This window comes from Sphingobium boeckii, from assembly GCF_014199215.1.
GTDB classification, from domain to species: domain Bacteria; phylum Pseudomonadota; class Alphaproteobacteria; order Sphingomonadales; family Sphingomonadaceae; genus Sphingobium_A; species Sphingobium_A boeckii.
Genome location: NZ_JACIJC010000001.1, coordinates 311301 through 337546, shown reverse-complemented (window position 1 = coordinate 337546; position 26246 = coordinate 311301). Strand labels below are relative to the sequence as shown.

Sequence of the window (26246 nt, the reverse complement as noted above, 5' to 3'; positions counted from 1 at the left end):
GCAAAAGACTGTCGCTCCGCGATATAGGGCCAGGGGACGGAATTTTACAGGCCCGTCAGGGCGTCTCGGCGTCCAGCGCCTTCAAAGCAGCGGCGGCGGATCTGGCCGCATTGCTCTCCGGCTGGCTGGCGATCGCGCTTTTCCAGGCGGTGCGGGCGGCATCCGGCGCGCCACCGAGCAACGCGATATTCCCAGCTTCCAGCGCGACCGAAGCGTCATCGGGGGAGCGCATGGTGGCTTCGCCGATATCCGCCTTGGCGCGGTCCAGATCGTTCATCATCCGCGCCAGCGTGGCCGAGAGCAGCCAGGCCAGCGGATCGGCGGGAACGAGCTTCACGGCCTGATCCAGATCAGATCGTGCGCCCTGCATATCCTTTAGCGCGAAGGCCGCCCGCGCGCGATCGAGATGCGCCTCACCCGCTTTGTCGCCCTCCAGCACGCCCGATGCGAGCGCGGCATCGAAATCCCCGCGGGCGGCTTGATATTCAGCCGCCGCCAGGCGCGCATTGCCGCCCTGGACCCACAGATTGGCGGCGCGCGCATCCTTCGCCGCCTCCGCTTCCCGCGCGGCTTGCTCGAACGCAACGGCCGCCGGCGCCCAGCGCGCCTGCGCCGCATAAGCCAGCCCCAGGCAATGGCGCGCCGCAAAACCGCCGCCACGCACGCGCCAGTCATTGGCCTGGGTGATGGCCTTGTCCGCATCGGCCTCGATCAGCGACACGCACGCCTGAAACCGCTGCTCATCCTGAACCGAGGGCGACGGGGCGAGGGCAGCCTGAGCGGCGAGCAGAAGGGCAAGGATCATGCGGTCTCCAACAGGCCTTCCACCGTGGCGATCAGCACTTTCAGATCCCCATCGCGTGAAAGGCGGTGATCGCCGTCCTTGATCAGGATCACCTGCACATCGTCTGAACGAAGCTGCGCCGCCAGATGGGTGCTGTGATTCCAGGGCACTTCCGGATCGCGCTGCCCGTGCAACAGGCGCACCGGACAATCGATTTCCGGCTTGCGGCGGAGTAGGCGGTTCGCCTCGCCGGATTGCCAGAAGATACGCGTGGCCACCATCGGTGCATCGCCATAATCAGACGGCTTTTCGATCCGGCCATAGCTCAGCATCTGGATCTTCTCATCCTGGGTGAAGCCCCAATCCGTGAAATCCGGCGCGGCGGCGACGCCCACAAGCGCGGCCATGCGATCGGGGCGGTCTATCGCCGCCAGCAGCATGATCCAGCCGCCCATGGAGGAACCGACAAGGATCACCGGCCCCTCGATCAGCGTATCGATCAGGAACAACGCATCATCGCGCCAGCCGGTCAGCGTACCCGATTCGAATTCGCCCTCGCTTTCGCCGCATCCGGCATAATCGAAACGGAGCATGGCGCGGCCCGTCGCTGCGGCCCAGCCATCAAGCGCGAGCGCCTTGGTGCCCTGCATGTCGGACATGTAGCCGGGCAGGAAGACGATGGTGGGGCCGGTGCCTGCGCGATGGGCATAAGCAAGGCGGAGGCCGTCGGGCCGGGCGATATATCGGGTTTCAGTCATGGGGCGGGCTTCTATCCTGTCGCCCCCGCGCCGTCATGCTGAACTTGTTTCAGCATCCATTCTGTCACCCGGCAGAGGTCGGGACTTTGAAATGGACCCTGAAACGAGTTCAGGGTGACGGTAGAGTGGCCAAAACATCAATCAAACCCGAAAAATGGCCCGCGCTTCACATCCTTGTCATTGTGGCAGATGTTTACCAGCGCATCCCATTCATCCCGCGTGAGCGCGGGGGTGTAGGCCCGGCCCTTGACCGCGCTGCCGGCGAAGACCTTTTCGCGGGCGTGGGACAGCGGATGGCTGGCGACATAGCTCAGCGCCATGCTCGCCCGGCCAAGCTTCTGCTCCATCTTCGCCAGTCGCTGGAAAAAGCCGGCGGTGCCCATGGGCGAAATGCCCGCGGCGGCCAGGCCGGCCACAGCGGCGGCATCGGCGTTCGACTCCGCCTCACGCGAATAGGTGGCCGCGAGAAGCGCGTTGAACGCGCCGCCCGCATCACCGCTGACCCCGCCCAGCAGCACGCTCAATCCCGCTTGGCGGAGCAGCGCCTGCACCACATCGCGATGCTGCACATGGCCGATCTCATGCCCCAGCACGCCCGCCACTTCGTCCGCCGATTCGGCTTCCTGCAGCAATTCCTGGAAGATGATGATCTTGCCCCCGGGCAGTGCCACAGCGTTCACCATATCCACATTCGCCACGCGCACCTGCAGCGGCAGACCCTTGGGATTGATCCGGCGCGTGAGCTTGTCGAGCGCGGCCTGCCCGCCTGCGCCGTTGCACAGCCGCCCGCCGAAATCGCCGACGATCGCATCGCCCAGCCGCCGTTCCCAACTGGAAGGCACATAGGGCGCGATCCAGCGCGGGGCGCTGAGCACCACGAACACCGTGATCGCGGCGAGCACCAGAAACACCGTGGTCGAGCGACCCAGCCCGAAGCGATCCACCATCCGGCCATAGCGTTCCGCGCGCGGCAGATGCGCCAGAATATCCGGCGGGATTGCGCCGGTTATTCCGAGCCGCCAGCCGGGCCGGTCCTTCAGTCCATACACCGCGTCCGCGCCCGAAGCCTCGCGCGCGATCAACGACGCCCAAGCGATCGGGCCATCCTCACCCAGTTCATCCACCAGCGTGAAGCCATCCGCCGACGCGATCAGCCGCGGCGTGCGCTTGCGCGCGGTGCGCCCGTCATAATGCCAGACCGGCAGGCCGGGCGCCGACGCATCCTCCATGGATCAGAGTGCCCCGACATCGAAGGCATCCAGCAGGCCTTCGCCCTGCCCGGGCTGGCGCGTGCTCGATTGCGTGAGCCGATCGAGATCCACCTCCCCTGTCGCCTCGAGATAGTTCACGCCGAACCGCCATGTGCGATAGCGGATGAATGGACCGACCAATGCGATCGGGAGGGCGATGGCCGCGATCATGCCGAAAAAGGCGGCGCGATTGCCGGCAAAGGGATCCCGCCCCGGTTGCAGATCCGCAAAGCCCGAGAAGACGCCGAATGCGGCCAGAGGGACGATCGCAATGATCGCCGCGATCAACCAGATCCCGAGATTGCCCAGAAACAGCAGCAGCCAATGCTTGGTCCGCGCGGTGAAGGCGAAACCGATTTCGCTGAGCTTCACCGCGCCCACGGCTTCGCGCAGAAACGCGGCGTAGAAAGCCAGGGCGAACAGCGGCAGCGCGATGTAGATCGCGCCAAAGACGCCGAATATCAAGATCATGACGCCCGCGCCCGAAGCGTTGCCCATGGCCATGGCGATCGGGATCATCGCGATCCCGAGACCGATCATCAGCACCCATGGCGCCGCATAGCAGATGATGAAGCGCAGGAAGATGCTGCCCCAGAAGGCATTGGATTCGAAGCGGTGATCGCCGAAGCTCATCGCATTCCAACGCTCGTTCCACAGCTTGGTCATCGACCAGGGGATGAGCAGACCGAGCGCCAAGAATCCGATGACCGTTTTCCACATATAGGACCAGCCATAGGCAAAGCCCTGATCATCGCTGCCGCCGCGAATGCCGTGCCAATAGGTGCGGCTCAGCCGGTAGCGCAACACCCGGAATTTCGCGATCCCGAACAGATAGAAGAGCGCGCCATAGATCAGCCCCCCCAGTGCGAAGGCCGCCGCTGCATGACCCCGCAGGATCAGCCCCTGAACCACGAATTGCATCACGAACAACGGCACAAAGACCAGCGCCAGCACCACGACGAACCCGATCAGCAGTTCAAGCCCGGTGCCGGTCCATTCCAGCCGATCGTCGATAAAGCGTGTGCGGCTCCAGAAATAACGGCGTTCGCGTGTGGTCGCCCAGAAACGGTAAAGGCCCAGTGTCACGATGGTGAGCAAAAGATTGGTGAGCGCGATCGGCAGGAATTCCTTCCAACTGCCGCTGAATTCGAAGGCGGTGCCTTCGTCGATATCGTCGCCCATAATCCCCCGCTTTTCATTTGCCTCACGAGGACTTGGCATTGAAGACGGGGCCGGGTCAATCTTGGATGGCTATTCTCAGATCACCCATTCGATCGACGTCATTTCGATGTTCGCTTCCAGCTTGCGCGCACGCTTGGCGACCATCATCTCGTAAAGCTGCTTCACCGTACCGCTGCCCGTGACCACGAAGAGGCGCGGCACGAAACCGTGGATGATGCACGCGAGCCCGCCCGCGATCATCGCCACACCGAAGCCGGAGGCCGCGCGGAAATGCTCGCCATAGCTTTCGTCGAGACTGGCCGGGTGATCGAGAAACCATTTGCGCAGCACGGTCGCATCCTTGTCATTGCACGCTGAGGTGGCCCGCATAGCATCAAAATGGCGCGTGCGTCATGCCTCTATCATCCATCCCTTGCCCTGCGCCGCCCTTCGCGGGCATAAGCCGCGCGCGCAGTCCCGCGCATGTAAGGCAAGACCTCATACCATGTCCGAAATGTTCAAGATCACGCTTCCCGACGGCTCCGTCCGCGAGGTAGCTGCGGGGACCACCCCGGCGGACATTGCGGCAGCGATCGGTCCGGGCCTCGCGAAGGCGGCGATCGCGGCGCGGGTGGATGGCGAATTGCGCGATATCATGCGCCCGCTGGAGGGCGATGCGCACTTGGCGCTGGTCACGAGCCGGGACGAGGCCGATGCGCTGGAACTGGCGCGGCACGACTATGCGCATATCCTGGCAGAGGCGGTGCAGAGCCTGTTTCCCGGCACGCAGATCACCTTCGGCCCCTCCACCGATGACGGTTTCTATTACGATTTCGCGCCCCCCAAAATCGATGGCAAGGACCGCCCGTTCACGGACGAGGATCTGCCCGCGATCGAGGCCGAGATGCGCAGGATCATCGCGGCGGACAAGCCGCTGGTGCGCGAAGCCTGGAGCCGCGCGGATCTAATCCGGCGCTGGACCGAGCAGGGCGAGACGTTCAAGGCCGAATGGGCGGCCGAACTGCCGGGCGATGAACCGCTGACCGTCTATTGGTCTGGCGGCGAGTGGCTCGACATGTGCCGCGGCCCGCATCTGGCCTCCACGGGAAAGCTCGATCCGCAGGCGTTCAAGCTGACGCGCGTTTCGGGCGCTTATTGGCGCGGCGATCAGAACAACGCGATGCTGAGCCGCATCTATGGCACGGGCTGGCTCAACAAGAAGCAGCTCGATGCGCATCTGCTGCGGCTGGAGGAAGCCGCCAAGCGCGACCATCGCAAGATCGCGCAGGAAATGGACCTGTTCCACCTGCAAAGCGAAGCGCAAGGCTCGGTATTCTGGCATCCCAAGGGCTATCTGCTGTGGCGGCAGCTCGAGGCCTATATGCGCCGCAAGCTGGACGCGGCGGACTATCAGGAGGTGAAGACCCCGCAGCTTATGGATTCGCGTCAGTGGGAGGCGTCGGGCCATTGGGGCAAATATCGCGAGAACATGTTCGTGGTGCCCGATGAAGTGCCCAATGTGGAAGAGGAAGGCCCGGTGCTTTCGGGCCAGGGCGATCTCATGGCGCTCAAACCGATGAACTGCCCCGCGCATGTGCTGATCTTTCGCCAAGGCATCAAATCCTATCGCGATCTGCCGCTGCGCCTGGCGGAATTCGGCTGCTGCCACCGCAACGAGCCGCATGGCGCGCTGCACGGCATCATGCGCGTGCGGCAGTTCACGCAGGATGACGCGCATATCTTCTGCCGCGAGGATCAGATCGTCGAGGAAGTGCGGCTGTTCTGCAATCTGCTCGACGAGATTTACAAGGATCTGGGTTTCGAAAGCTATGCGATCAAGCTGGCGCTGCGCCCCGAAAAGCGCTTCGGCACCGAGGCCATGTGGGACAGGGCCGAGCAGAATTTGCGCGACGCCGTGGCGCAGGCCGGGCGCGCGGGGCCGGAATATGGCTGGGAGGAACTGCCCGGCGAAGGCGCTTTCTATTCGCCCAAGCTGGAATTCCATCTGACCGATGCGATCGGGCGGACCTGGCAATGCGGCACGATCCAGCTCGATTACGTGCTGCCCGAGCGGCTCGACGCAAGCTATGTCGGCGAGGATGGCGAGCGGCATCGCCCCGTGATGCTCCACCGCGCGATCCTCGGCACGTTCGAACGCTTTCTTGGAATCCTGATCGAGCATCATGCCGGGCGTTTCCCGCTCTGGCTGGCCCCCGTGCAGGCCGTGATCGCCACCATCGTATCCGATGCGGATGAGTATGCGCGCGCGGCGACGGCCAGGCTGGAGGCCGCGGGCATCCGCGTGGAGACCGATCTGCGCAACGAGAAGATCAATTATAAGGTGCGCGAGCATTCGCTGGCGAAGGTTCCGCATCTGCTGGTGATCGGCAAGCGCGAGGCGGAGGAAGGCACCGTCGCCATCCGCACGCTGGGCCGCGAGGGCCAGCGTGTGATGCCGCTGGACGAGGCGATTGCGATGCTGCGGGCGGAAGCCACGCCGCCGGATCTACGCTAGGCTGGAAAACCGTTCGATTGCAGCGCTGTGATCACCTGATCGTAGCGCTGCACCGGATTGAGCATCGGCCCGCCCTCACCCGACAGGCTGCCACACAGATGGACCGCGTAAACCGGCGCATTCCAGAGCGTGCGCGCGTTGGCGAGCAGCGTGTGGTCCCCGCTCAAAATCGCTTCCATCAGCAGGGGACTGAGCGTCATCACGGTATCGACCGTGGGCAAAGGCGCGGCGGCGTTTAGCCGGGTCAGGAAGGCCGGGCCGAGGCCGAGCGTGCCGGGGCCATCCTCAGCCGCCGCCAGCACGGCGCAGGCATGGATATAATAAGGAAGCACCGCACTGCCCGGCCGCCACGCCATCACACAATTGTTGACCGCCCAGCGTGCGCGAATCTCGCCATCGGCCCGCCACAGCCAGAGTTCGCGGCACAGCATTTCGTGATCCAGGAGATCCACCGCGAAAGCTGCCGGATCGAGCACCAGCACGTCGGAATCGATCCACACGATCTGATCCCAGCCCTCCGCCAGAAACCGCCGGCACCATAAGAGCCGCGCAAGATCGCTCATCGGTAATTTGCGATCGGCACAGGCACTTGCAAAGTCCGGCGGCAACGGATCAAACAGCTCATTGCCCAGCAAGCGGTGGCTATACCCCTTCGTCTCCGCCCAATTGCGCACCGATTCCACGCAGCGCGCCACCCATGCAGGCGCTGCAGCGGGATCGCACGATTGGAAGATGAGCGTGCCCCCGGCCATGCGGCTTGGTGCCATGCTTGAGCATCCAAGTGAAGCATGGAGGCCACGCTGGTGCGTAAATCGTCATGCCATCTTGGCGCAGCCCCTTTTCTTAACGGCGACGAATCGCTAAGTGGCAGCCTGAACCGGAATCAAACAGGAGCCTTTGCTATACGTCCGCCCATGTCCCGTGGCCCTAAGGGCCCGACGCCGATGCCGAATAACGGCCCGCGCTATAATGAATTCATCGTCTCGCCGAAGGTCCGTGTGATCGACGAAAATGGCGAGAATTTGGGCGTCATGTATACCAAGGAGGCGATGGAGCAGGCTGCCGAAGTGGGCCTGGATCTGGTCGAGGTCTCTCCCAACGCTGATCCCCCCGTCGCGAAATTCCTCGATGTGGGCAAATTCAAATATGAGGCCCAGAAAAAGGCCAACCTCGCCCGCAAGAGCCAGAAGACGCAGGAGATCAAGGAGATCAAGATGCGTCCCAACATCGACGATCATGATTATGATACGAAGATGAAGGCGATCCACAAGTTCATCGGTGAGGGTGACAAGGTGAAGGTGACGCTGCGTTTCCGCGGACGTGAGCTTTCGCACGGCCAGCTTGGCATGGTGTTGCTGCAGCGCGTGCAGGACGACACTGCGGAGGATGCCAAGGTGGAAGCCTATCCCCGCATGGAAGGCCGTCAGATGCTGATGGTGTTGTCGCCGAAATAAGGCGCAATACCGAAGCCTCGAATTTTCAGGTTTCGCCCCAAAATTCAAACGCTTTCGAAATAATTTTCCGTACTCACGGATCGAAAAGGCCGCCGGAGCGCTTCCGGCGGCCTTTTTGTTGCGCGCGGGACGCAGCCATCCCGAAATGAGCGGAGTATTCCGTAGCGTCAATTCCGACATACCATACCAGTGTGGCAAAAAGGCCGCTTTCAGATGAAATCTGTTCAATGATCGTGTGTGATAACTGGTCAATCGCCACCAAACCGGTTATTCGAATTATGATAACAGCAACAAAGTTGCGATTTCAGAGGAGAGCAGGATGCCCAAGTCAAACTGGCTTATTTCGGTTGCGTGCCTGGCGATTGCGGCCCCGGCCTATGCGCAGGATGCGCCGCCGCAAGAAGCCCAGGACGCGGTGACCGAAGACAGCTACGTCAACAGCGATATCATCGTGACCGCCACCCGGCGCAGCGAGGCGCTGGCCGACGTGCCGATCGCGGTATCCGCCGTCACTGCCGAATCGCTTCAGAATTCCGGGGCGTCCGACATCCGCCAGCTCAATCAGCTCGCGCCATCGCTGCTCGTGTCATCCACTGGCTCTGAAGCCAATGGATCGGCGCGTATCCGCGGCATCGGCACTGTGGGCGACAATCCCGGCCTGGAAAGCTCCGTCGCGGTGTTCATCGACGGCGTTTACCGCTCACGCACGGGTGCCGGCCTGAACGAACTTGGCGAGATCGAGCGCGTGGAAGTGCTGCGCGGTCCGCAAGGCACGTTGTTTGGCCGCAATGCCTCGGCCGGCCTGATCAATATCATCAGCAAGCGGCCGTCATTCGAATTCGGCGTCAATGCCGAAGCGACCTATGGCAATTATGATTTCATGCGCTTCGCCGGCGGGGTCACCGGCCCGATCACCGAATCGATCGCTGCGCGGCTGGACGGCGTTTATGTGAAGCGCGATGGCTTTTACGATAATGTGACCCAGGCCGGCGGCAGCGAAGGCAAGATCAACGATCGCGACCGTTACTTCCTGCGCGGACAATTGCTGTTCGAGCCCAATGACGCGCTCAGCGTGCGACTGATCGGCGACTACACCCATCGCGATGAAAGCTGCTGCGGTGCAGTCTATATCGCTACCAAGGAAACGACCGATCCCACCGCCAATCCGGCGTCCACAACCGGGGGCGTCAATCCTGACAATGCCTTCGTATATAGCGCGAGCAACCGGATCGTGAACGTGCTGCAAAGCCTGGGCGGCACAGTCACCTATCCGCCGCAAAATCCTTATGCGCGCAATGCCTCCGTTTCGCCGGGCCGCACATATCGCAACACCACGAAGGATTGGGGCGTTTCGGGCGAACTCAATTATGATTTCGGCGGCGCCACGCTGACTTCGATCAGCGCCTATCGCTATTACAAGGCAGGCGGCGCGGGCGACGTCGATTATTCCAACGTCGATCTCACCTATCGCGCCGATGACGGCAATTCCTATCGCCGCTTCAAGACCTTTACGCAGGAGCTTCGCCTGCAAGGATCGGCCTTTAACGACAAACTCGATTGGCTCGTCGGCGGCTATTATGGCAATGAAAAGCTGCAGGTGGTCGATAACATCAAGTTCGGCTCGCAATATGGCGCATTCGCCGCCTGCCGCATCGTGGCGACGGTCAATCCCGCCGCGGTGTTGCGTGATCCGACGGCACCGGGCTGCCTCAGCGCGGCCGGTCGCGTCACATTGACCAATGCCTTTGGCGCAGCGGCCCCGCTGATGATCGGCGGCATCGACCGACTGAGCACCGTGAATAATGTGGGCGATGTGCGTTCGGTGTATAATCAGCAGAGCGAAAACTACGCGCTGTTCACGCACAACATCATCAACATCACCGATACGCTGAACCTGACGCTTGGCGCGCGCTATACCCATGAGAAGAAGGATTTCGACGCCGACTTCAATAATAACAATACGATCTGCCCGGCACAGCAAGCCGCACTCGGCCCGCTTCTCGGCAATCCTGCGCTGGCAGCGCTGGCTGGCGGCATCGTGACGCTCACCTGCACCGGCAATTCCAGCTCGTCGTTGAACAGCCTCGATCTGCAGGATAGCTTCAAGGATAGCGAATGGACCGGAACCGCGGTGCTTTCATGGAAACCGACCGATCAATTGCTGACCTACGCCAGCTATTCCAAGGGCTATAAGGCGGGTGGCTACAATCTGGATCGCTCTGACCTCGGTGGCCTGACCGGGGTGTTCTCACCCCGCACCAATGCCGACGCGCCCGGACTTCGCTTCGAACCGGAGAAGGTGGATTCCTATGAAATCGGCCTCAAATACAATGGCCGCAAGTTCAACCTGAACGTCGCCGCCTTCCGCCAGGAATTCAAGACGTTCCAGTTGAACACGTTCAACGGATCGATCTTCATCGTCCAGAACATCGCGGCGTGCGACACCGATCTGGGCGGTCAGGACAGTGACAACAGCCCGGCGACGGGTGCTTGCGCTGGGAAGACCAAGCCAGGCGTGATTTCGCAGGGCGTTGAGCTGGAGGCCTCCATCTATCCGGCCCGCGATGTCGCGGTGACCGCCGGCTACACCTATGCCGACACCCATTATCGCAACAATCTGGTGGGCAGTTCGTCGGGCGAACCGCTGAGCAATGCGCTGTTCCTGCTGCCGGGTCAACAGCTCTCCAATGCGCCCAAGCATGTGGTGACGGCATCCTTCGCTTATACGCCGGAACTGGGCAGCTCAGGCCTGAGCGGTCTGTTCTATGTCGATACGCGGATGAGCTCGGACTATAATACCGGCTCCGATCTCTTCCCCGAAAAGGCGCAGGATGGCTTTACGGTGGTCAATGCCCGCATTGGTCTGCGCGGACCGGATCAGCGCTGGGCGATCGAGCTTTGGGGGCAGAATGTCTTCAACAAGAATTATCAGCAGGTGGCGTTCAACACGCCGTTCCAAGGCGCGGGCAGCATCGCCCAGACCCAGGCGTTCGGCACGACCGCGAACCAGCTTTTCTCCAGCTTCCTCGCAGAGCCGCGCACCTATGGCGTGACTGTCCGCGGGAAATTCTGAAGCGATTGTCATCTGGGCAGACTGGCCCGCTCCGGGAAACCGGGGCGGGCCTTTTTGGATCTTACGCCGCCTCGCGGGCTTCTTCTCCAGCGGCAGCATCCAGCAACCGGCGCTCCAGCGCCTTCAGCCGTGTCGCGCCATCCACCTTGTCGCCGATCAGATCGGTGATGTAGAACGTATCGACCGCGCGCTCGCCATAAGTCGCGATATGCGCGGAATGGATGGTCACCTTGGACTGGAAGAGCGCGTGCGCCAGCGCATTCAACAGCGCAGGCCGATCCCGCGCATTGACCTCGATCACGGTGTAGCGGTTGGACGCGCGGTTATCGATCAGCACCACGGGCTCGATCGTGAACGCCTCGGCACGGGTACGCGCCAAGGGACGCTGGGCCAGGCGATCCGCCAGCCGGTTGCGGTTGGCCAGCGCATCCTCGATCCCGCGCTCCAGCCGGGTGAGGCGGTCCACATCATCGAACGGGCGGCCGAACGGATCCTGCACCAGGAAATTATCCAGCGCCATGCCATCACGCGTCGTATGGATCCGCGCATCGATGATGCTGCCGCCCGCCAGATGGATCGCACCCGCCACCCGGTAAAACAGACCCGGATGATCGCTGGCGTAGACCGTCACCAGGGTCGCGCCGCGCTCGGGATAGACCTGCGCCGCGATCGAGAGCGGCCTGTCTCCGGCGGCAGCGATATGCCGGGCGTTGCGCAGCAGAATATCCAGCGGCTCGGCAATCCAATAGGATGCGGGCAGCCGCCGCGCCGCCTTGGCGATCTGCGAATCATTCCAGGCCATCGCCAGTTTGAGCGATTGCTGCTTTGCGGCGATCCGCTCCTCGCGGCCCTTCTGCTTGTGGCCGAGACGCAGAACCTCTTCCGCCGCTTCGAACAAATTGGAGAGCAATTGCCTCTTCCATCCATTCCAGACGCCGGGGCCGACCGCGCGGATGTCGACGATGGTGAGGATCAGCAGCAGCCGCAGACGCTCCGGGCTTTGCACGGTTTCCACGAAATCGAGGATCGTCTTGAAATCCGCCAGATCGCGCTTGAACGCAGTGGCGGACATCAACAGATGCCAGCGCACCAGCCAGGCCACCGTCTCGGTTTCAGCCGCGGTCATCCCCAGCCGCGGGCACAGCCGCATCGCGACTTCCGCACCCAGCACGCTATGATCCCCGCCGCGGCCCTTGGCGATGTCGTGCAGCAGCACCGAAACATAAAGGACGCGGCGCGATACGAGCTGGCGCGCGATGCCGCTCGCCAGCGGATGATCTTCCTTCAGATCGCCCTTTTCGATCTGGGCCAGCAGCCCGATCGCGCGGATCGAATGTTCGTCCACGGTATAATGGTGATACATGTCGAACTGCATCTGCGCCACGACGCGGCCGAAATCCGGTACGAAACGCCCGAAGATCGTCGCCTCGTTCATCCAGCGCAACACGCTTTCGGGATCGCGATGCGAGGTCAGCACATCCAGAAACAGTGCATTGGCGCGGGGATCCTTGCGAATGCGGGCATCGATCAACTTGGCGTCGCGTGCCGCCGCGCGCATCGCGGACGGATGGATCTCCACCTCATGCTTGTCCGCCAGCGCGAATATTTCGATCAGCCGCACGGGATCACCTTCGAAGAAATCGTCCGATGGCAATGACAGCCGCCCGCGATCGAGGATGAAGCCGCTCAGCTTGCGGGGGCTGCGCCGCAATTTAGGCAGGCCGAAGCGACGGCCCCGCGCAGCGAAGCTGTCATCCAGATGCGCCAGGAACATCGCGGTCAGATCGCCCACCTGCTTCGCGATCAGGAAATAATGCTGCATGAACCGCTCGACCGCGGATTTGCCCGGCCGATCCGCATAACGCATCCGCATCGCGATCTCGCGCTGGAAATCGAAGGTCAGCCGCTCTTCCGCGCGACCCGCCAGCGTATGGAGATGACAGCGCACCGCCCACAGGAAATTCTCTGCTTTCTGAAAGCGGCGCAATTCCTCCCGCGTGAACAGCCCCTTGTCCACCAGTTCGGCCACGGTGGACACCTGATGAACATATTTGCCGATCCAGAACAGGGTGTGCAGATCGCGCAGGCCACCCTTGCCCTCTTTCAGATTGGGTTCGACCACATAGCGGCTGTCCCCCATCCGCTTGTGCCGGCTGTTCCGTTCTTCCAGCTTTTCGGCGATGAACGTCCGCGCGGTGCCCGCCACCACTTCACGGGCGAAGCGCGCGCTCGCCTCGTCATACAGCGCCTGATCGCCCCACACATAGCGTGCCTCCAGCAGCCCCGTGCGGATCGTGAGATCCGATTTCGCCATGCGGACCATTTCATTCAGCGAGCGGCTGCTATGCCCCACTTTCAGCGCCAGATCCCACAGCGAATAGAGCATGGATTCGATGACCTGCTCGGTCCAGCCGGTCTGCTTCCACGGGGTGAGGAAGGCGATGTCCACATCCGAAAACGGGGCCATCTCACCGCGCCCATAGCCGCCCACCGCGATCAGCGCGATCCGCTCCGACGATGTGGGATTGCTGATCGGATAGAGCCGCTGGATCGTAAAATCATAGATCAGCCGCAGTATCTGATCGACCAGAAACGCCTGCGCCGAAGAAGCCTCGGTGCCGCGCGAAGGATGCTCCTCGATCCGCCGCGCGATCTCGGCCCGGCCGGCTTCGAGCGCGGTGCGCATCAGCGCCACCATCCCCTGGCGCAGCGCCGTGATATCCGCGCTGTCGGGCGTCAACTCGCCCAACGCATCGGACAGCGCACGCCGGTCTATGATCTGGCGGCGGTTGGGCAGGGTTTCGAAACGCGCTGGCATGGAGCGCATTTAGGGAGTTTGGCGCAAAAGCGCTACTCCCCGCCCTCCTCCGCCAGACGTTTCAGCCGGTATAGTGCCTCAAGCGCATCACGCGGGCTGAGCGCATCGGCGTCGATCGTCGCCAGCGCATCGCGCAGCGCATCTTTTTCGACCGCGGGTGCAGCGGCCATGGCGGCGAAGAGCGGCAGATCATCCAGCCCCGCCGCAAGCCCGCCGGTCTGCGCGCGACCCGCCTCCAATTTCTTCAAAACACCCGAAGCCCGGGCGAGAACGGCGGGCGGCAAGCCTGCGAGCTTGGCCACCGCGAGGCCGTAACTGCGGTCCGCCGGGCCGCGGCCCAGCTCGTGCAACAGCACAAGATCGCCCTTCCATTCGCGTGCGCGGACATGATGCAGCGTGAGCGCATCCAGCCGTTCGGCCAACCGCGTCAGTTCGTGATAATGCGTGGCGAACAGGCAGCGGCAACGGTTCATTTCATGCACCGCCTCAACCACCGCCCAGGCAATGGCGAGGCCATCATAGGTGGAGGTGCCACGGCCCACCTCGTCGAGAATGACGAAGCTGCGCGGTGTGGCCTGCGCCAGGATGGCGGCGGTCTCGACCATCTCGACCATGAAGGTGGAGCGGCCGCGCGCCAGATTGTCCGACGCCCCCACCCGGCTGAACAACCGATCGACCAGCCCAAGCGTGGCGCTGGTTGCAGGCACGAAACCCCCGGCCTGCGCCAGCACCACGATCAGCGCATTCTGCCGCAGGAAGGTGGATTTACCGCCCATGTTCGGCCCGGTGACCAGCCACACCCGTTCGGTTTCGGACAGGCGGCAATCATTGGCCACGAAGCGTTCGCCCGTGCGCGCCACTGCGCTCTCCACCACGGGATGCCGCCCGCCCTCGATCTCCAGACACGGATGATCGACCAGCTTGGGCCGCGCCCAGCCGCCCTCCGCCGCGCGCTCGGCCAGCGCCCCGCTCACATCGAGCCGCGCCAGCGCATCGGCGGTGCGCGCGATCTCATCGCGTCGCGCCAGCGCAAGCCCGGTCAATTCCTCCAGATGCGCCGCCTCAGCCGCCTGCGCATGGGCACCCGCCTGCCCAACGCGCACCGCCTGTTCGTGAAGTTCTGGCGAATTGAAGCGCACCACGCCCGCCAGAGTCTGCCGGTGAGTGAAGCCCGATTCGGGTGCCATCAGCGAATCCGCCGCCTTGGCGGGCACTTCGACATGATAGCCCAGCACCCCATTGTGCCGGATCTTGAGCGTGGTGATGCCCGTGCGCGTGCGATACTGCGCTTCGAGCGCGGCGATGGCGCGACGCCCATCGCCACCCACGCCGCGCAGCTCATCGAGCGCGGCGTCATAACCTTCGGCAATATAGCCGCCCTGCGCGGCATCGATCGGCGGGGCAGGCACCAATGCGCGCGACAGATGATCGACCAGTGCGCCATGCCCATCGAGTGCAGGCAGCAATCCGCCCAGCAGCGTGGGCGGATCGGGCAGATGCCCCAGCCGCTCACGCAGCATTCGCGCTTCGCCCAGCCCATCGCGCAACTGCCCCAGATCACGGGGTCCGCCGCGCCCGGCCACCAGCCGGCCCAGCGCACGGCCGATATCGGGCAAGGCCTTTAGCGCCGCCCGCAGCGCGTCACGCGCGCCGCTGTCCTTGAACCAGAAATCGACCAGATCGAGCCGCGTATCGACCGCGCCCTTATCCGCCAGCGGCGCGCCCAGATCGGCGGCAAGCAACCGCGCGCCAGCGCCGGTCACGGTGCGGTCTATCGTATCGAGCAGGCTGCCTGCGCGGCCGCCGCCGCTCGCCTGCGTCAGTTCCAGACTTTCGCGCGTCGCTGCGTCGATCATCATATGCCCGTCGGCGCGGCGTCGTACCGGTGCCTGCAGAAACGGCAGCGATCCCTTACCGGCATGATCGAGATAGGCGACCAGCCCGCCCGCGGCCGCCAGCTCCGCCCGTCCGAAGCCGCCAAAACCATCCAGTGTGGCGACGCCGAACAGCGTTTTCAGCCGCTCTTCCCCACGCGCGCTATCGAAATCGCCCGGCGGCCTCGGCACGGCCTCTTCGGGCCAATGCACGGCATTCTCCGCCACGATGATTTCGGCCGCACCCAGCCGTGCCAGTTCAGCGCCCAGCGATTGCGGATCGATTTCCGCCACTTCGAACCGGCCGGTGGAAATGTCCGCCGCGGCCATGCCCAGCGTGCCGCCCGCTTCGCCCAGAGCAACCAGCCAATTGGCGCTGCGCGAATCGAGCAAGGTCTCTTCGGTGAGCGTGCCAGCGGTCACCACGCGCACGATCGCGCGACCGACCAGGGTCTTGCCTCCGCGCGCCTTGGCGTCCGCCGGGCTTTCGATCTGTTCGGCGATCGCGACCCGGTGACCGCCCTTGATCAACCGCGCCAGATAAGCGTCCGCCGCATGAAACGGCACGCCGCACATGGGGATCGGCCGGCCCTCATGCTCGCCCCGCGCGGTCAATGCGATATCCAGAACCGCAGCCGCGATCTTGGCGTCATCGAAGAAAAGTTCGAAGAAATCGCCCATCCTGTAAAACAGCAGGCAATCCATGGCCTCCGCCTTCAGGCCCAGATACTGGACCATCATCGGCGTGGGCTGGCTGGCGGGGGCGGGTTTGGTGCTCATATCGTTGCGCCGCTGATACCGGCTTGGAGCGACTTTGCCAAAACTCTCTTTGCGCCTATCAGGGGCGCGATTCATTCCAGCATTCCATAGGGGCATCCGCATGAGCGAAGGCAGCAACGTCAAATTTTCCGAACAGGAAGCCTTGCTGTTCCATTCTCACGGTCGGCCCGGCAAGATCGAGATCGTGGCGTCAAAGCCGATGGCGACCCAGCGCGATCTGTCGCTCGCTTACTCGCCCGGCGTCGCCGTGCCCGTGCGCGCCATCGCCGACGATCCCGCCACCGCCTATGACTATACCGCCAAGGGCAATCTGGTCGCGGTGATTTCCAACGGCACCGCGATCCTCGGGCTGGGCAATCTCGGCGCGCTCGCCTCCAAGCCCGTGATGGAAGGCAAGGCCGTGCTGTTCAAGCGCTTCGCCGATGTGGATTCGATCGATATCGAACTGGATACCGAGGATCCCGACGCTTTCATCAATGCCGTGGCGCTGATGGAGCCGACGTTCGGCGGGATCAATCTGGAAGATATCAAGGCACCCGAATGCTTCATCATCGAGCAAGCGCTGAAAGAACGGATGAAAATTCCGGTGATGCACGATGATCAGCATGGCACCGCGATCATCTCCGCGGCGGGCCTGATCAACGCCTGCTATCTCACCGGGCGCGAACTGAAGGACGTGAAGGTGGTGGTGAACGGCGCAGGGGCGGCGGCGATCGCCTGCACCGCGCTGATCAAGGCGCTGGGTGTGCCGCATGACAATGTGCTCATGTGCGATCGCACGGGCGTGATCTATCAGGGCCGCGAAGCCGGAATGGACCAGTGGAAATCCGCCCACGCCGCCAAGACCGACCGGCGCACGCTGACCGAAGCGCTGGACGGCGCGGACATCTTCCTCGGGCTTTCCGCCGCTGGTGCCTTGAAGCCGGAAATGATCATGAAGATGGCTCCCAAGCCGATCATCTTCGCGATGGCCAATCCCGATCCGGAAATTACCCCGCCCGAGGCCAAGGCCGCGCGGCCCGATGCCATCATCGCCACGGGTCGTTCGGATTATCCCAATCAGGTCAATAACGTCCTGGGCTTCCCCTTCATCTTCCGCGGCGCGCTCGATGTGCGCGCCACCGCGATCAATGACGAGATGAAGATCGCCGCCGCCCAGGCGCTGGCCGATCTCGCGCGTCAGCAGGTGCCTGAAGAAGTGGCGCTGGCTTATGGCGGCCTCGCCCAGAGCTTTGGCGCAGACTATATCATTCCCGCACCGTTCGATCCCCGCCTCATGGAGATCGTGCCGGCAGCGGTGGCGCAGGCAGCGATGGATTCGGGCGTTGCGCAAAAGCCGATCCTGGACATGGCGGCCTATCGTCAGTCGCTGAAGGCGCGGCTCAACCCCACCACCTCCGTGCTCACGCTGGCCTATGAGGGTGCGAAGGCACATCCCAAGCGCGTGCTGTTCGCCGAGGGCGAGGAAGAGGTGGTGCTGCGCGCCGCGATCCAGTTCCGCGATGGCGGCTATGGCATTCCCGTGCTCGTCGGGCGCGACGATGTGCATGATCGTCTGCGCGCGCTGGGCGTCGATGATCCCGAGAGCTTCGAAGTGCATAACAGCGTCAATTCGCCGCTGGTGCCCAAGATGGTCGATTATCTCTATGAGCGTCTGCAGCGCCGCGGCTATCTGAAGCGCGAGATCGAACGGATGGTCAATCGCGATCGCAATATCTTCGGATCGCTGCTGCTCAAGATGGGCGAGGCCGATGCGATGATCACCGGCACCACGCGCACCTATGCGCAGACGATGCGCGAAGTGCGCAAGGTGATCGATCCCCGCGCAGGCGCAACGCCCTTTGGCATCCATGTGCTGGTGGGGCAGAGCCACACCGTTTTCATGGCGGACACCACGGTGAACGAACGCCCGAGCGCCGCCGAACTGGCCGATATCGCCGAAGGCACCGCCGCCGTGGCGCGCCGCATGGGTCATGAGCCCCGGGTGGCCTTCCTCAGCTATTCCACCTTCGGCAATCCTCCGGGCAATTGGCTGGACAATCTGCGTGACGCCGTGGCCATTCTGGACGCGCGCGGCGTGAGTTTCGAATATGAAGGCGAAATGGCCCCGGACGTGGCGCTCAACCCCAAGATGATGGCGAAATACCCGTTCTCGCGCCTGTCAGGGCCGGCGAATGTGCTGGTGATGCCCGGCCTCCAATCCGCCAATCTTTCAGCGAAGCTGCTGCGCGAGCTGGGCGGCGATCATGTGATCGGCCCGATGCTGGTGGGCATGGAAAAACCGGTCCAGGTGGCGACGATGGCCTCCACGGCATCCGAACTGGTGACGCTGGCAGTGCTCGCAGCCGGCGGCATCGCAGGGTAATCGAGGCCTGATGCTTTCCGCCGACTGATGTCGGCGGAGATGGCGCCCCATTCTGGCAATGCTATGTGATCCGCCGCCGGACTTGTCGGAATTCGACACATGGATAGGCCGCGTGACGCCCTGTGCGCGATGACGCGAATCCTTCATGCTTGATCCATAGCGGGCGTCGCAAGCGCGGCCGCTTATCAATTGCATTGATCAAGATACCATTTATCGTGTTGATCAAGGGCTGAACTTCCCGTTCGATTTTAGGAGCGCGTCAATGAAATTCGGATTGTCTGCCACGCTTGCCGCCATGGTGCTCGCTTCCGTCGGCTCGATCGCCTGGGCGGCGACGCCGGCCGAAATCATCCAGGCGCGTCAAGCCAATTTCAAAAAGATCGGCGGCAGCTACAAGGCCATTCGCGACGAATTGCAGAAGGACGCGCCCACGCTGGCCATCGTGCGGACCAATGCGGACGCCCTCTATGCCGCCTCGACGCGCGTGGGGGGGCATTTTCCCAAAGGCACCGGCCCTGAAACAGGCGTGAAGATGAAAGCGCTGCCGATCATCTGGCAGCGCAACCCCGAGTTTCGCCAGAAGACGGCCCAATTCCTGGGTGCTGCGCGCGGCCTCCAGACCGCCGCGCGGGGCACCAATATCGCAGCCATCAAAAACGCATCTCAGGCGCTCGGCGGCACCTGCAAGGCCTGTCACGACACTTTCCGGACCCGCGACTGATGCCTGGCATCGCGCCGCAGGACGCGGCAACGCCGGCTATGGTCACGCTCTGGGATTTGCCAGTGCGGCTGGTCCATTGGAGCTTTGTGGCACTGATCCCCGCCTTGTGGTGGACGGGTGAGGAAGGTGACATCGATACGCACAAGACCATCGGCTTCGTGATGATCGGGCTGGTCCTGTTCCGTATCCTGTGGGGCGTAGTGGGCAGCGGGACCGCCCGCTTCGCCAATTTCGTCCGTGGACCGCGCGCGATCATCGCCCATTTGCGCGGGTCTGATGGCGAAGGGCAAGGGCCAGTGATCGGGCATAATCCGCTCGGCGCGCTCAGCGTGATCGCCCTGCTGGTCGTATTGGTGACGCAGCTTACGCTCGGGCTGTTCGCACAGGATGTGGATGGCATCGAATCGGGGCCCCTCGCCTATCTCATTTCCTATGATGGCGCGGACGCTGCGCGCGAATGGCACGAGCTTGGTTTCAATATTCTGCTGGGCCTGATCGTGGTTCACCTCGCCGCGATCGCTTATTATGTGATCTTCAAGCGCGACAATCTGATCGGGCCGATGGTGACGGGCCGCAAGCGGATGGACGGCGTGACCGTGCGGCCGGCCATGGCCCCCGCATGGCGGTCCATGATCGCCGCCGCCATCGCAGCCGGCGCGGCATGGTGGATTTCACTGGGCGCGCCTTTGCCAGGCATCGGCTGAAGGCGTCCCCGCGCCATCAGAAACGGTTCAATCCGGAAGCTGACCTCGCAGATCGAAGCGAGGCCCGCAAATCCGTCTCGCTTCAGGCGTCGTCCCCCATCCGCAACGCGGCGATGAACGCCTCTTGCGGGATGCTGACGCTGCCATATTCGCGCATCCGCTTCTTGCCCTCTTTCTGCTTGTCGAGCAGCTTCTTCTTGCGGCTGATGTCACCACCATAGCATTTCGCGGTGACGTCCTTGCGCATCGCCGCGATCGTCTCGCGCGCGATCACCTTGCCGCCGATCGCAGCCTGGATCGGAATCTTGAACAGATGGCGCGGGATCAGATCCTTCAGCCGTTCGCACATGCCGCGCCCGCGCGATTCGGCGGTGCCGCGGTGGACGATCATGCTGAGCGCATCCACCGCCTCGCTATTCACCATGATGCTCATCTTGACGAGGTCACCCTCCCGATAGCCGATCTGATGATAATCGAAGCTGGCATAGCCGCGGCTGATGCTTTTCAGGCGATCATAGAAATCGAACACCACTTCGTTGAGCGGCAGTTCATAGGTGACCTGCGCGCGCCCCGCGACATAGGTGAGGCCTTTCTGGATGCCGCGGCGATCCTGGCAGAGCTTGAGGATCGAGCCCAGATATTCGTCGGGGCAATAGATCACTGCCTCGATCCACGGTTCCTCGATCATCGCGATGCGGCTGGGATCGGGCATGTCCGCCGGATTGTGCAGCGCCATCTCGCCACCATTATGCGCAAGCTGGATCTGATAGACCACCGAAGGGGCGGTCGTGATCAGGTCCAGATCATATTCGCGCGTCAGACGCTCCTGAATGATCTCCAGATGGAGCAGCCCCAGGAAGCCGCAGCGGAAGCCGAAGCCCAGCGCGGCGCTCGTCTCCATCTCGAAACTGAATGAGGCGTCGTTCAGCCGCAGCTTGGAAATGCTCTCGCGCAATTTCTCGAAATCATTCGCGTCGGTGGGGAAGAGGCCGCAGAACACCACGGGCTGCACTTCCTTGAAGCCGGGCAGCGGTTCGGCAGCGGGGCGCTTGGCGTCAGTGATCGTATCGCCGACGCGGGTCTGCGCCACTTCCTTGATCTGCGCGGTGATGAAGCCGATCTCGCCCGGCCCCAATTCCGGCAATTGCTCGATCTTGGGCCGCATACAGCCCACGCGGTCGATCAGATGCGTCGTGCCGGCCTGCATGAACTTGATCTGCTGGCCCTTCTTGATCGCGCCGTCGATCACCCTGATAAGGATGACCACGCCCAGATAGGGATCGTACCAGCTATCGACGAGCATCGCCTTGAGCGGTGCATCGCGGTCGCCCTTGGGCGGCGGGATCTTCTTGACGATCTGCTCCAGGATCTCCTTGATCCCGATCCCTGCCTTGGCGCTGGCGAACACGGCTTCGGACGCATCGAGTCCGATCACGTCCTCGATTTCCTTGCGCACGCGCTCAGGCTCGGCGGCGGGCAGATCGATCTTGTTGATGACCGGCACGATCTCATGATCATGCTCGATCGACTGATAGACATTGGCCAGCGTCTGCGCTTCCACGCCCTGCGCGGCGTCCACCACCAGCAAGGCGCCCTCGCACGCGGCAAGACTCCGGCTGACCTCATACGCGAAATCGACATGGCCGGGCGTATCCATCAGGTTCAGTTCATAGGTGAGCCCGTCGTCCGCGGTGTAATCCAGCCGCACGGTCTGCGCCTTGATCGTGATCCCGCGCTCTTTCTCAATGTCCATATTATCAAGGACTTGGCTGGTCATTTCGCGCGCGGTGAGTCCGCCCGTTTCCTGGATCAGCCGATCGGCCAAGGTCGATTTGCCATGGTCGATATGCGCGATGATGGAGAAGTTACGGATCTTGGAGAGTTCGGTCACGTCATAGCCAATCAGAAGAACTGGCCCGCTCGATAGCATCCCGCCCGCGAATTGCCAGCGCCGCGGTGAATCAGCGTCGCCTAGCGCGCATTGGCGACATTGTATTTGAACAGCTCTTCCTGGGTGAGACAGCGCCGGGTCGACCTGTCTCCACCCTGACTCTGGATCGCTTTTTGCTGATACATCACCTCGGTGAGCAGCTTGCGCGACACGCCCATGCGGATCAGGAAATCATTGTCGTCGCTCGCGAGCAAGGCAGACCCCTGCTCCACGTCGCCGATCAGATCGATCGCCTTGTCCGTGCCCTTGTTCAATTCCTCGCGGATCGCACCGCGATCATTCAGATGCGTGAACATGTGCACCACAAACAGGCCGCCCGGATCGACCATCCGCACCGCACCGCCCATGAAAACGAAATTGCAGGCACTGAAACAGGCCCAGCCCTTGGGGATGCGCGTGGGAATGCCGACGCTGCGGATGAAGCGCCCCGCTTCATTCCCCGCCTTGGCATTGCCGCCCGGCGATCGCAGCCAGATCTCGTCGATCGGCTTATTGGCCTCCAGCGCATCGGCCAGCCGGCTTTCAACCGCGCCGTCGATCCGCCCTTCGGCCAGCAATATGCGCGCGGCACCCTGTTTCTGCAGCGTGAAGCGCATTTCCGGATAGTCCGAAAAGCTCAGCACCTTGGGGCAGCTTGGATTCACCGGATCGCGCCCCGCAGGCGCCGCGCCGGCGCACAGCGCCAGCACGGCCAGCGCGGCTGCGACCCGCATCACCCTGGTGCGATCAGACCGAAACGACATAGGCGCTTTGGCCAGGGGCGCGGCACATCTTCTTGTCCACGCTGGTCTCTTCACCATTGACGATGATCACGTCCGTCACCGTCCGGCAGGTCCCGCCGCTGGCGATTTGCGTGCTGGCGGTCACGGTAGACGTGCCGCTCACGCCTTCGCGCGTATCGCTTGTCCAGCTCTCGCTGGCACCCACGCTGCGCGTGACCACCGCTTCGGTCGCCTCGGCCGCCTTTTTCTGCTCGTCCTTGTCCAGCTTGCAGGCAATCGCATCGGTCAGCGTGGTCGCCATCGTGTTATAGGGGATGAAATTGGTGATCGGATTGCTACCCACCGTCCGATCGGCCACCGCGCCGATGATGCTGCCGAACAGCTTGTTCTTCTTCTTTTGCTTGGGTGACTTGCAGGGCGCAACGGCCTCCTCCCCATCCTGCATCGCGGCACGAACGGGGCTCGGCAAGGCGACCGTGGACACGCTTGCGGCCAATAAGGGCAAGCTCAGGATGATGGCGCGATACATGTGATGGTCCCCTGGGGTTATGTTTTACTCTATCAATCTAGCCTATCGAGGGTCAATAAATTGTGACCCACCGCACATCGCCCGCTCAGGCCAAATCCGCTCAGGCCAGATCCTCTCAGGCCAATCCCGCGGCCGTGATCGCGGACAGCGCGCTTTCGTATCGCGCTTCGCCATCGCCGCTGATCAAGGCCCAGCGCACGCCCCGCCGTTCGAGTTCGGCGCGGGACAGATCCATGAAATGCTGGCGCTCGGTCGGAAACCCGAAGAAGCGCGTGCCATCGTCGATCCACGGCAAGTCTATATCGAACAGCAGATAGAGATCGGCCGTCCGGTCCCACTCCGCGAACCAGGCCGGCCGGCGACGGAACAGCATATCGCACCATACGGCGGTCATCAGCGGATCGGTGTCGAGAATCGCCAGAGCGGGCGCGTTCCGGAGGGCCGCGCCGGTCATCGCATCGTGCGTCTGCGCGATGGTCAGCAGGTCGTTCAGCGTCAGATCCGTGCCATATTGCTCGCAATAGGTGCGCCCATATTCGGGCACGAGCGGCGCATCGAAATGCGCAGCCAGCCTTTTGGCCATGGTGGATTTGCCGGTGCTTTCCGGCCCGTGCAAGCAAATGGTCCTGGTCACGCTGATACGGCTTTTTGCTGCCGGACCCGCATCCATTCTTCGAAACCCCAGATCGAAAGCGCCAGGAACACCACATATAACGCAGAAGTCAGTTTCAGATCCTTCACCCAATAAAGTCCCACGGACATGATATCGACGCCGATCCACAGCAGCCAATTCTCAAGATAGCGCCGCGACATCAGCAATTGCGCCGCCACGCTCATCATCGCGATGCCGCCATCCCACCAGGGGAAATGCGCATCGGTATAACGGTGCATCATCCAGCCCCACGATGCGGTCGCCAGGATCAGCCCCGCAACCCCGAGGCCGCGCGCGCGCCATGACAGCGCCTCGACAACGATATCACCCACTTGAGCACGGCCGCGGAGCCAATACCACCAGCCATAGATCTGGACGATGAAGAAGAAGATCTGGAGCAGCGCATCGCTATACAGTTTCGCATCGAAGAAAATCTGCGCGTAGAGCGTGACCATCGCCATCCCGACGGGATAATTCCAAATATTCCGCCGAACGATCAACACGATGTTGATCGCGCCAAGAATGACGGCAATGATTTCGAGCCCGCTCACGCCCCGTTCGGTAGCATCAGGCTCGCCGCTCCGCCAGCGGCACTTGCGCCCGTTTCTCACGGCGCTACCATTGCCGAAAAATACGGAAAGGTCAGAGGTATGCGGCATATCGCGGTGATCGGCTCCGGGCCGGCGGGTTATTATACCGCCGAAGCCTGTCAGAAGACGTTCGGTGAGGATGTGCGCGTCGATATCATCGATCGCCTTCCGGTGCCCTATGGTCTGATCCGCTTCGGCGTGGCGCCCGATCATCAGTCGATCAAGGGCGTGGCCAAGCGGTATGAGACGGTAGCTCTGTCCGACAATGTCCGCTTCGTTGGCAATGTTTCGGTCGGCACGGATATCTCCATCGCCGAATTGCAAACGCTCTATGATGCCGTGGTGCTGGCCACCGGTGCGCCCTCGGATCGGGCGCTGGATCTGCCGGGCGGCGATCTGCCCGGTGTGATCGGCTCCGCCGCCTTCGTCGGCTGGTATAATGGGCACCCGGATTTCGCCGCGCTGAACCCGCCGCTCCATGCCACGTCCGCGGTGATTATCGGCCATGGCAATGTCGCGCTCGATGTGGCGCGGATCCTGGCCAAGACAAAGTCGGAGTTCGCCGGTTCGGATATCGTCGATCATGCGCTGACGATGCTGTCCGGCTCCTCCATCCGGCATGTCACGCTGCTCGGGCGGCGCGGCCCGCATCAGATTGCGATGACGCCCAAGGAGCTGGGCGAGCTTGGCCATCTCGACCAAGCGGCTCCCCATGTCGATGAGCGCGATCTCCCGCCCATCGCCGACGATTCTACGCTCGAACCCGGCCTGCGAAAGGCGGTGTCCCATCTGCGCAATTTCGCAGCCGCCAACACACAGAAACCGGTAAGGATCGATTTCGACTTCTTCGGCAGCCCCTTGCGGATCGAGGGTGACGGCAAGCCCGAACGCATGATCGTCGAACGCACCGCGCTGGACGATCGCGGCAATGCCCATGGCACGGGCGAAACCTATGACATCCCGTGCGGCCTCGTCATAAGCTGTATCGGCTATCGCACACCGCCGATCGAAGGCGTGCCCTATGATCATGGCCTGGGCCGCTTCATCAATGACGAGGGCCGGATTCTGCCCGGCCTTTACTGCGTCGGCTGGGCGCGTCGTGGGCCGAGCGGCACGATCGGCACCAACCGGCCCGATGGTTATGCGATCGTTGAGCTGATCGGGGCCGATATCGCCGCCGGATCGCAAAAGGCCGGACGCGCCGCGCTCGATTCGCTGCTTGCGCAGCGCGCCGTCGAAGTGGTCACTTTTCGGGACTGGCAAAAAATCGAGGCCGCCGAAATCGCGCGTGCCCGCGATGGCGCGCCGCGCGGCAAGTTCATCGATGTGGCCGAGATGATCGCTGCACGCGACACATGAAGTGCGGACTTGAACCCGCCCGCTTCGCTGCTATAAGCCGCCGCCTGCCTAACCGGCTTCGTGCCGGATCCGCATCGGTCGGGGAATAGCTCAGCCTGGTAGAGCACTGTCTTCGGGAGGCAGGGGCCGGAGGTTCGAATCCTCTTTCCCCGACCAAAAATTTCCTAGTTTTCTGCCGTTTTTGGC

The 26246-nt window shown here is 62.8% G+C and carries 21 protein-coding genes and 1 tRNA gene; 8 read left to right on the top strand and 14 right to left on the bottom strand.

Annotation, left to right across the window (positions count from 1 at the left end; genetic code table 11):
* Positions 1 to 55 precede the first annotated feature (55 nt).
* The 5 genes from FHS49_RS01750 to FHS49_RS01730 form a co-directional block, all read right to left on the bottom strand.
* Entirely contained in the window at positions 56 to 805 is a 750-nt protein-coding gene (locus FHS49_RS01750; RefSeq protein ID WP_184014587.1) for a tetratricopeptide repeat protein, read from the bottom strand.
* Positions 802 to 1542 carry an alpha/beta fold hydrolase gene (locus FHS49_RS01745; RefSeq protein ID WP_184014586.1) on the bottom strand — a complete coding sequence of 247 codons (741 nt, stop codon included), beginning with the start codon at positions 1540 to 1542 and terminating at the stop codon, positions 802 to 804. The genes FHS49_RS01750 and FHS49_RS01745 overlap by 4 nt, the downstream gene beginning before the upstream one ends.
* Positions 1543 to 1679: 137 nt before the next feature.
* Positions 1680 to 2771 carry a M48 family metallopeptidase gene (locus FHS49_RS01740; protein ID WP_184014585.1) on the bottom strand — a complete coding sequence of 364 codons (1092 nt, stop codon included), beginning with the start codon at positions 2769 to 2771 and terminating at the stop codon, positions 1680 to 1682.
* A 3-nt stretch (positions 2772 to 2774) separates the two neighbouring features.
* A complete protein-coding gene (locus FHS49_RS01735; protein ID WP_184014584.1) occupies positions 2775 to 3974 on the bottom strand; it encodes a YjgN family protein in 1200 nt (399 codons plus the stop codon).
* A gap of 75 nt (positions 3975 to 4049) precedes the next feature.
* Positions 4050 to 4343, bottom strand: a complete 294-nt coding sequence (locus FHS49_RS01730; protein WP_221240335.1) for a DUF6356 family protein — start codon at positions 4341 to 4343, stop codon at positions 4050 to 4052.
* Between the two features lie 115 nt (positions 4344 to 4458).
* On the opposite strand from FHS49_RS01730, the gene thrS reads away from it, so the two are divergent.
* Positions 4459 to 6468, top strand: a complete 2010-nt coding sequence (thrS, locus tag FHS49_RS01725) for a threonine--tRNA ligase (protein ID WP_184014583.1) — start codon at positions 4459 to 4461, stop codon at positions 6466 to 6468.
* Here the strand turns inward: thrS and FHS49_RS01720 are convergent.
* On the bottom strand, positions 6465 to 7235 hold the full coding sequence (locus FHS49_RS01720) for a hypothetical protein (protein ID WP_184014582.1): 771 nt from the start codon (positions 7233 to 7235) through the stop codon (positions 6465 to 6467). The genes thrS and FHS49_RS01720 overlap by 4 nt on opposite strands.
* A gap of 147 nt (positions 7236 to 7382) precedes the next feature.
* On the opposite strand from FHS49_RS01720, the gene infC reads away from it, so the two are divergent.
* Positions 7383 to 7922 carry a translation initiation factor IF-3 gene (infC, locus tag FHS49_RS01715; protein WP_184014581.1) on the top strand — a complete coding sequence of 180 codons (540 nt, stop codon included), beginning with the start codon at positions 7383 to 7385 and terminating at the stop codon, positions 7920 to 7922.
* Between the two features lie 73 nt (positions 7923 to 7995).
* On the opposite strand, the gene FHS49_RS01710 is transcribed toward infC, so the two are convergent.
* Complete coding sequence (locus tag FHS49_RS01710) at positions 7996 to 8181, bottom strand: hypothetical protein (protein WP_184014580.1); 186 nt, start codon at positions 8179 to 8181, stop codon at positions 7996 to 7998.
* Positions 8182 to 8241: 60 nt separating this feature from the next.
* Here FHS49_RS01710 and FHS49_RS01705 point away from each other — a divergent pair, with 60 nt between their 5' ends.
* Complete coding sequence (locus FHS49_RS01705; protein WP_184014579.1) at positions 8242 to 10995, top strand: TonB-dependent receptor; 2754 nt, start codon at positions 8242 to 8244, stop codon at positions 10993 to 10995.
* A gap of 61 nt (positions 10996 to 11056) precedes the next feature.
* Here the strand turns inward: FHS49_RS01705 and FHS49_RS01700 are convergent, their stop codons facing one another.
* Positions 11057 to 13813: a [protein-PII] uridylyltransferase gene (locus FHS49_RS01700; RefSeq protein ID WP_184015910.1), complete on the bottom strand. Its 2757-nt coding sequence runs from the start codon at positions 13811 to 13813 to the stop codon at positions 11057 to 11059.
* 32 nt (positions 13814 to 13845) lie between these two features.
* The gene (gene mutS / locus FHS49_RS01695; RefSeq protein ID WP_484592888.1) at positions 13846 to 16467 is read right to left on the bottom strand and encodes a DNA mismatch repair protein MutS; all 2622 of its coding nucleotides are present in this window, start codon (positions 16465 to 16467) and stop codon (positions 13846 to 13848) included.
* 100 nt (positions 16468 to 16567) lie between these two features.
* Between mutS and FHS49_RS01690 the strand changes: the two genes are divergently transcribed.
* From FHS49_RS01690 to FHS49_RS01680, 3 genes are all read left to right on the top strand, one after another.
* A complete protein-coding gene (locus FHS49_RS01690) occupies positions 16568 to 18832 on the top strand; it encodes an NADP-dependent malic enzyme (RefSeq protein ID WP_184014578.1) in 2265 nt (754 codons plus the stop codon).
* Between the two features lie 262 nt (positions 18833 to 19094).
* Positions 19095 to 19553 (top strand): c-type cytochrome, encoded by a 459-nt coding sequence (locus FHS49_RS01685; RefSeq protein ID WP_184014577.1) that lies wholly within the window; start codon positions 19095 to 19097, stop codon positions 19551 to 19553.
* Positions 19553 to 20257 (top strand): cytochrome b/b6 domain-containing protein, encoded by a 705-nt coding sequence (locus FHS49_RS01680; RefSeq protein WP_184014576.1) that lies wholly within the window; start codon positions 19553 to 19555, stop codon positions 20255 to 20257. The genes FHS49_RS01685 and FHS49_RS01680 overlap by 1 nt, the downstream gene beginning before the upstream one ends.
* An 82-nt stretch (positions 20258 to 20339) precedes the next feature.
* On the opposite strand, the gene lepA is transcribed toward FHS49_RS01680, so the two are convergent.
* The 5 genes from lepA to pnuC form a co-directional block, all read right to left on the bottom strand.
* Positions 20340 to 22148 (bottom strand): translation elongation factor 4, encoded by a 1809-nt coding sequence (gene lepA, locus FHS49_RS01675; protein ID WP_343052871.1) that lies wholly within the window; start codon positions 22146 to 22148, stop codon positions 20340 to 20342.
* An 80-nt stretch (positions 22149 to 22228) separates the two neighbouring features.
* On the bottom strand, positions 22229 to 22921 hold the full coding sequence (locus tag FHS49_RS01670) for a COG3904 family protein (protein WP_184014574.1): 693 nt from the start codon (positions 22919 to 22921) through the stop codon (positions 22229 to 22231).
* 13 nt (positions 22922 to 22934) lie between these two features.
* Positions 22935 to 23459 (bottom strand): hypothetical protein, encoded by a 525-nt coding sequence (locus tag FHS49_RS01665; RefSeq protein ID WP_184014573.1) that lies wholly within the window; start codon positions 23457 to 23459, stop codon positions 22935 to 22937.
* 115 nt (positions 23460 to 23574) lie between these two features.
* On the bottom strand, positions 23575 to 24093 hold the full coding sequence (locus tag FHS49_RS01660) for an AAA family ATPase (protein WP_343052870.1): 519 nt from the start codon (positions 24091 to 24093) through the stop codon (positions 23575 to 23577).
* Entirely contained in the window at positions 24090 to 24662 is a 573-nt protein-coding gene (gene pnuC / locus FHS49_RS01655; RefSeq protein ID WP_184014571.1) for a nicotinamide riboside transporter PnuC, read from the bottom strand. Before pnuC ends, FHS49_RS01660 begins: the two co-directional genes overlap by 4 nt.
* Before the next feature lie 99 nt (positions 24663 to 24761).
* Between pnuC and FHS49_RS01650 the strand changes: the two genes are divergently transcribed.
* Both FHS49_RS01650 and FHS49_RS01645 read left to right on the top strand, forming a co-directional pair.
* The gene (locus tag FHS49_RS01650) at positions 24762 to 26060 is read left to right on the top strand and encodes an FAD-dependent oxidoreductase (protein ID WP_184014570.1); all 1299 of its coding nucleotides are present in this window, start codon (positions 24762 to 24764) and stop codon (positions 26058 to 26060) included.
* A 79-nt stretch (positions 26061 to 26139) separates the two neighbouring features.
* A tRNA-Pro gene (locus FHS49_RS01645) sits at positions 26140 to 26216 on the top strand.
* The last annotated feature ends 30 nt before the right edge of the window (positions 26217 to 26246 follow it).

Bases quoted from the DNA above. Each gene is read 5' to 3' on its own strand.
- FHS49_RS01750 (WP_184014587.1), bottom strand. From the start codon at position 805: ATGATCCTTGCCCTTCTGCTCGCCGCTCAGGCTGCCCTCGCCCCGTCG.
- FHS49_RS01745 (WP_184014586.1), bottom strand. From the start codon at position 1,542: ATGACTGAAACCCGATATATCGCCCGGCCCGACGGCCTCCGCCTTGCT.
- FHS49_RS01740 (WP_184014585.1), bottom strand. From the start codon at position 2,771: ATGGAGGATGCGTCGGCGCCCGGCCTGCCGGTCTGGCATTATGACGGG.
- FHS49_RS01735 (WP_184014584.1), bottom strand. From the start codon at position 3,974: ATGGGCGACGATATCGACGAAGGCACCGCCTTCGAATTCAGCGGCAGT.
- FHS49_RS01730 (WP_221240335.1), bottom strand. From the start codon at position 4,343: ATGCGGGCCACCTCAGCGTGCAATGACAAGGATGCGACCGTGCTGCGC.
- thrS (WP_184014583.1), top strand. From the start codon at position 4,459: ATGTCCGAAATGTTCAAGATCACGCTTCCCGACGGCTCCGTCCGCGAG.
- FHS49_RS01720 (WP_184014582.1), bottom strand. From the start codon at position 7,235: ATGGCACCAAGCCGCATGGCCGGGGGCACGCTCATCTTCCAATCGTGC.
- infC (WP_184014581.1), top strand. From the start codon at position 7,383: ATGTCCCGTGGCCCTAAGGGCCCGACGCCGATGCCGAATAACGGCCCG.
- FHS49_RS01705 (WP_184014579.1), top strand. From the start codon at position 8,242: ATGCCCAAGTCAAACTGGCTTATTTCGGTTGCGTGCCTGGCGATTGCG.
- FHS49_RS01700 (WP_184015910.1), bottom strand. From the start codon at position 13,813: ATGCCAGCGCGTTTCGAAACCCTGCCCAACCGCCGCCAGATCATAGAC.
- mutS (WP_484592888.1), bottom strand. From the start codon at position 16,467: ATGAGCACCAAACCCGCCCCCGCCAGCCAGCCCACGCCGATGATGGTC.
- FHS49_RS01690 (WP_184014578.1), top strand. From the start codon at position 16,568: ATGAGCGAAGGCAGCAACGTCAAATTTTCCGAACAGGAAGCCTTGCTG.
- FHS49_RS01685 (WP_184014577.1), top strand. From the start codon at position 19,095: ATGAAATTCGGATTGTCTGCCACGCTTGCCGCCATGGTGCTCGCTTCC.
- FHS49_RS01680 (WP_184014576.1), top strand. From the start codon at position 19,553: ATGCCTGGCATCGCGCCGCAGGACGCGGCAACGCCGGCTATGGTCACG.
- FHS49_RS01670 (WP_184014574.1), bottom strand. From the start codon at position 22,921: ATGCGGGTCGCAGCCGCGCTGGCCGTGCTGGCGCTGTGCGCCGGCGCG.
- FHS49_RS01665 (WP_184014573.1), bottom strand. From the start codon at position 23,459: ATGTATCGCGCCATCATCCTGAGCTTGCCCTTATTGGCCGCAAGCGTG.
- FHS49_RS01650 (WP_184014570.1), top strand. From the start codon at position 24,762: ATGCGGCATATCGCGGTGATCGGCTCCGGGCCGGCGGGTTATTATACC.